The 4,280-nt window shown below is 72.9% G+C and carries 3 protein-coding genes and 1 pseudogene; 1 reads left to right on the plus strand and 3 read right to left on the minus strand.

Annotation, left to right across the window (positions count from 1 at the left end; genetic code table 11):
• The 3 genes and pseudogenes from V9U69_RS09960 to pflB form a co-directional block, all read right to left on the minus strand.
• A pseudogene (locus V9U69_RS09960) lies at nt 1-219 on the minus strand (hypothetical protein); the annotation flags it as partial.
• A gap of 132 nt (nt 220-351) precedes the next feature.
• Nucleotides 352-1,188 carry a pyruvate formate-lyase-activating protein gene (gene pflA, locus V9U69_RS09965; RefSeq protein WP_337061572.1) on the minus strand — a complete coding sequence of 279 codons (837 nt, stop codon included), beginning with the start codon at nt 1,186-1,188 and terminating at the stop codon, nt 352-354.
• 7 nt (nt 1,189-1,195) lie between these two features.
• A complete protein-coding gene (gene pflB / locus V9U69_RS09970; protein WP_337061573.1) occupies nt 1,196-3,487 on the minus strand; it encodes a formate C-acetyltransferase in 2,292 nt (763 codons plus the stop codon).
• A 179-nt stretch (nt 3,488-3,666) separates the two neighbouring features.
• Here pflB and V9U69_RS09975 point away from each other — a divergent pair.
• Nucleotides 3,667-4,280 (plus strand): sulfite exporter TauE/SafE family protein (locus tag V9U69_RS09975; RefSeq protein ID WP_337061575.1); only part of this gene is annotated, 614 nt, incomplete at its 3' end.

Genomic DNA, 4,280 nt, shown 5'->3' on the forward strand with positions numbered 1-4,280 from the left:
CACGCCCCCGGTGCGCTCGGCCTCGCGCACCAGCAAGCCGGTGATGAGGAAACCGGAGACGACGAAGAACACGTCGACACCGATGAGGCCGGACCCGAGGAACGGCACCCCCGCCTGGAAGAGCAGGACCATCCCCAGGGCGACCGCGCGCAACCCCTCCACGTCCGGGCGGAACCCGCCGCCCGGCCCACCACCCGCCGGTGCGGCGCTCCCCCGCACCCGCGCGTGCCCGCCACCGTCCACGACCGTCACGCCGGCCCCCTCCCACCCCGCGGCTGTTGCGAGGTGGACCGTGCCACGGGGTCGCTGAGAGGACGCTGACGAGGCGCCCGGGTGGCGGACCCGGTGCGGTCAGAAGACCGTCAGGCCCTCGGCCCGGAAGGCGTCGCGGGCCCGCTCGGTCTGCTCCACCGTCGGTGCGGGGGTGTCCGGCAGCGGGTACGGCAGACCCATCCGCTCGTACTTGGACCGGCCCATGCTGTGGTACGGCAGGACCTCCACGCGCTCGACCGCCGGCCCCAGGGACGCGGCGATGCGCGCCACGCCGTCCACGTTCTCCTGCGCGTCGGTCAGCCCCGGCACGAGCACGAACCGGATCCACATCCGGTTGCCGCGCGCGGCCAGGCGCTCCGCGAAGCGCAGCGTCGGCGCCAGCGTGCGGGCGGTGACCCGCTTGTACGTGGCCGGGTCCGAGCTCTTGACGTCCAGGAGCACGAGGTCCACGTCGTCGAGCAGCTCGTCGCTCGCCCGCGCCCCCAGGTAGCCGGAGGTGTCCAGTGCCGTGTGCAGGTCCAGCTCCTTGGCCCTGCGCAGGAACCCCGCGGTGAAGGCCGGCTGCATCAGCGGCTCCCCGCCCGAGACCGTCACCCCGCCGCCGGAGGCGCGCAGGAAGGAGCGGTAGCGCACCAGGCGGCGGGCGTGCTCGCCCACCGTCGTGGGGGTGCCGCCGCGCACGTCCCAGGTGTCGGGGTTGTGGCAGTACCGGCAGCGCAGCGAGCACCCGCTCACCCAGGTGACCAGGCGGGTCCCCGGACCGTCCAGGGCGGTGACGAGCTCCCAGGAGTGCAGCCTGCCCTCGACGGCGTCGATGTCGACGCCGTCGAGGGTGCCGCCCGGCAGGGGCTGGACCGCGGTGCGCTCGGGGCGCACCGCGGGCGGCAGCCCCAGGTCGACCGGTGTGCTGGTCACTCGAACCTCACAGGGAGCCGTGGAAGGTGCGGTTGATGACGTCCAGCTGCTGCTCGCGGGTCAGGCGGACGAAGTTGACGGCGTAGCCGGACACGCGGATCGTCAGCTGGCCGTACTGCTCCGGGTGCTCCATGGCGTCCAGCAGCGTGGCGCGGTCCAGGACGTTGACGTTCATGTGGAAACCGCCGGAGGCCACGTACCCGTCGAGGACGCCGACGAGGTTGCCCACGCGCTCGTCGGTGGTGCGCCCCAGGCCGTCGGGGGTGACCGACGTGGTCAGGGAGATGCCGTCCAGGGCGTCCTCGTAGGGGATCTTCGCCACCGACAGCGCCGCGGCGACCATGCCGTGCCGGTCGCGACCGTTCATGGGGTTGGCGCCCGGGGCGAACGGGGCACCGGCGCGGCGGCCGTCGGGGGTGTTGCCGGTGTTCTTGCCGTAGACGACGTTCGAGGTGATCGTCAGCACCGACTGGGTGTGGCGGGCACCGCGGTACGTCTCGTGCTTGCGGATCTCCTGCATGAACCGGTGCACCAGCCACAGGGCGATGTCGTCGGCGCGGTCGTCGTCGTTGCCGTAGGCGGGGTAGTCGCCCTCGACCGCGTAGTCCACGACGAGGCCGGTCTCGTCGCGCACCGGGCGCACCGTGGCGTGCTTGATGGCCGACAGGGAGTCCGCCGCCACCGACAGCCCGGCGATGCCGCACGCCAGGGTGCGGTCGACGACCAGGTCGTGCAGCGCCATCTCGATGCGCTCGTAGGCGTACTTGTCGTGCATGTAGTGGATGACGTTCAGGGCGCTGACGTACGTCTCGGCCAGCCAGGCGATCATCGGCTCCAGCTTGGCCACGACGTCGTCGTAGTCCAGGACGTCGCCGGTGACCGGCTCGGCGACCGGGGCCACCTGCACGCCGCTGATCTCGTCGCGCCCGCCGTTGATCGCGTAGAGCAGCGTCTTGGCGAGGTTCACCCGGGCGCCGAAGAACTGCATCTGCTTGCCGACCGTCATGGCCGACACGCAGCACGCGATGGCGGTGTCGTCACCCGTGACCGGGCGCATCAGGTCGTCGCTCTCGTACTGGATGGAACTGGTGTCGATGGACACCCGGGCGGCGAACTCCTTGAAGCCCTGCGGCAGGTCCGGGGACCAGAACACCGTGAGGTTCGGCTCGGGCGCCGGGCCGAGGTTGTACAGGGTCTGCAGGTAGCGGAAGGAGGTGCGGGTGACCAGCGGGCGACCGTCCTCGCCGATGCCGCCGATGGACTCCGTCACCCACGTGGGGTCGCCGGAGAACAGCTCGTCGTAGGCGGGGGTGCGCAGGAACCGCACGATGCGCAGCTTGACGACGAAGTCGTCGACGAGCTCCTGCGCGTCCTGCTCGCTCAGGCGGCCCTCGGCGATGTCGCGCTGCAGGAACACGTCGACGAACGTGGCGGTGCGGCCCAGGGACATCGCCGCACCGTTCTGCTCCTTCACCGCGGCCAGGTAGGCGAAGTACAGCCACTGGATCGCCTCGCGGCCGGTGCGGGCGGGCCGGCTGACGTCGTACCCGTAGGAGGCGGCCATCCGCCGCAGCTCGTCCAGGGCGCGCACCTGCTCGGAGTTCTCCTCGCGCAGCTGCACGACCTCGGCGGTGCTGGGGCGCGCGTCGAGCAGGGCGCGCTCGGCCTTCTTGCCCTCGATGAGGCGCGCGGTGCCGTACAGCGCCAGGCGGCGGTAGTCGCCGATGATGCGCCCGCGGCCGTAGGCGTCCGGCAGGCCGGTGATGACGTGGGAGCGGCGGGCGGCGCGGATGGCCGGGGTGTAGGCGTCGAACACGCCCTGGTTGTGGGTCTTGCGGTACGTGGTGAAGATCTCCGCGACGCGCTCGGGCAGCTCGTAGCCGTAGGCGGCCAGGCCGTCCTGCACCATCTTCAGCCCGCCGTTGGGCATGATCGCCCGGCGCAGCGGAGCGTCGGTCTGCAGGCCGACGATGAGGTCCAGCTCGGGGTCCACGTACCCGGGGGCGTGGCTGGTGATGGTCGAGGGGGTGTCCACGTCGACGTCGTGCACGCCCTCGGCGCGCTCGGCCGGGAACATCGCGGTGAGCTTCGCCCACACGGCGCGGGTGCGGTCGGTGGGCCCGGTCAGGAAGGAGGAGTCCCCGGTGTAGGGCTCGTAGTTGCGCTGGATGAAGTCGCGGACGTCGATCTGCTCGCACCAGCGGCCCGGCGTGAACCCGCGCCAGGGCGCCGGGTCCTGCGCACCCGGGTCGTGCGTCACCGTGGTGGTGCCCGCCGGGCGTTCGGTCGTCGCGGTCATGGTCGTTCTCCTCCTCGTGCCGGTGCTCCCAGTCTCGGCACGCGCGGTGGTCGGCTCGCGGGGCGAAGGTCCCGACCCCGGCAGGTGGCGGGGTGAGCCCCGTCTCACCGCGAGGACCCCGCCTACGCTGCGCCGGGCGGCGAGGACCACCCGCGAAGCGGGTGGCGAGAGGTGGTGCGATGTCCCCCTGGGACGCGGTCGTGGTGGCACTGGCCGGCCTGGCCGCCGGGGCGATCAACGCCGTCGTCGGTTCCGGCACGCTGGTGACGTTCCCCGCGCTGCTGGCCGCGGGGTTGCCGCCGGTGAGCGCGACGATCACCAACTCGATGGGCCTGGTGCCCGGGAACCTGGCCGGGGCGGTGGGGTACCGGCGTGAACTGCGCGGGCTGGGCCCGCTGGTGCTGCGCCTGCTGCCCGCCTCCGCGCTCGGTGCCGTCACCGGGGCCTTCCTGCTGCTGCACCTGCCCGCAGCGGCCTTCGGCGCGATCGTCCCCGCCCTGGTGGCGCTGGCCGTGCTCCTCGTGGTGCTCCAGCCCCTGATCGGCACGCGGCTCTCCCGCCGCCGGGACGGCACCGCCCCCGCGGACGCGCTGACGCCCGTCGTGACGCCGCGGCGCCTGGCCGGCCTCGTCCTGGGCGCGTACGCCACGGGCACCTACGGCGGCTACTTCGCCGCCAGCCAGGGCGTCCTGCAGGTCGGCGTGTTCGGCCTGCTCGTGCGCCTGCCCCTGCAACGCCTGAACGCGGTCAAGAACGTCCTGACGTCGGTGGTCAACGCGGTCGCGGGGGGGGG

The sequence above is a fragment of the Kineococcus sp. G2 genome, assembly GCF_037154035.1.
Classification (GTDB): domain Bacteria; phylum Actinomycetota; class Actinomycetes; order Actinomycetales; family Kineococcaceae; genus Kineococcus.

What these genes read in the sequence shown, in the direction of transcription:
- pflB (WP_337061573.1), bottom strand. Translation starts at nt 3,487, where the DNA reads ATGACCGCGACGACCGAACGCCCGGCGGGCACCACCACGGTGACGCAC.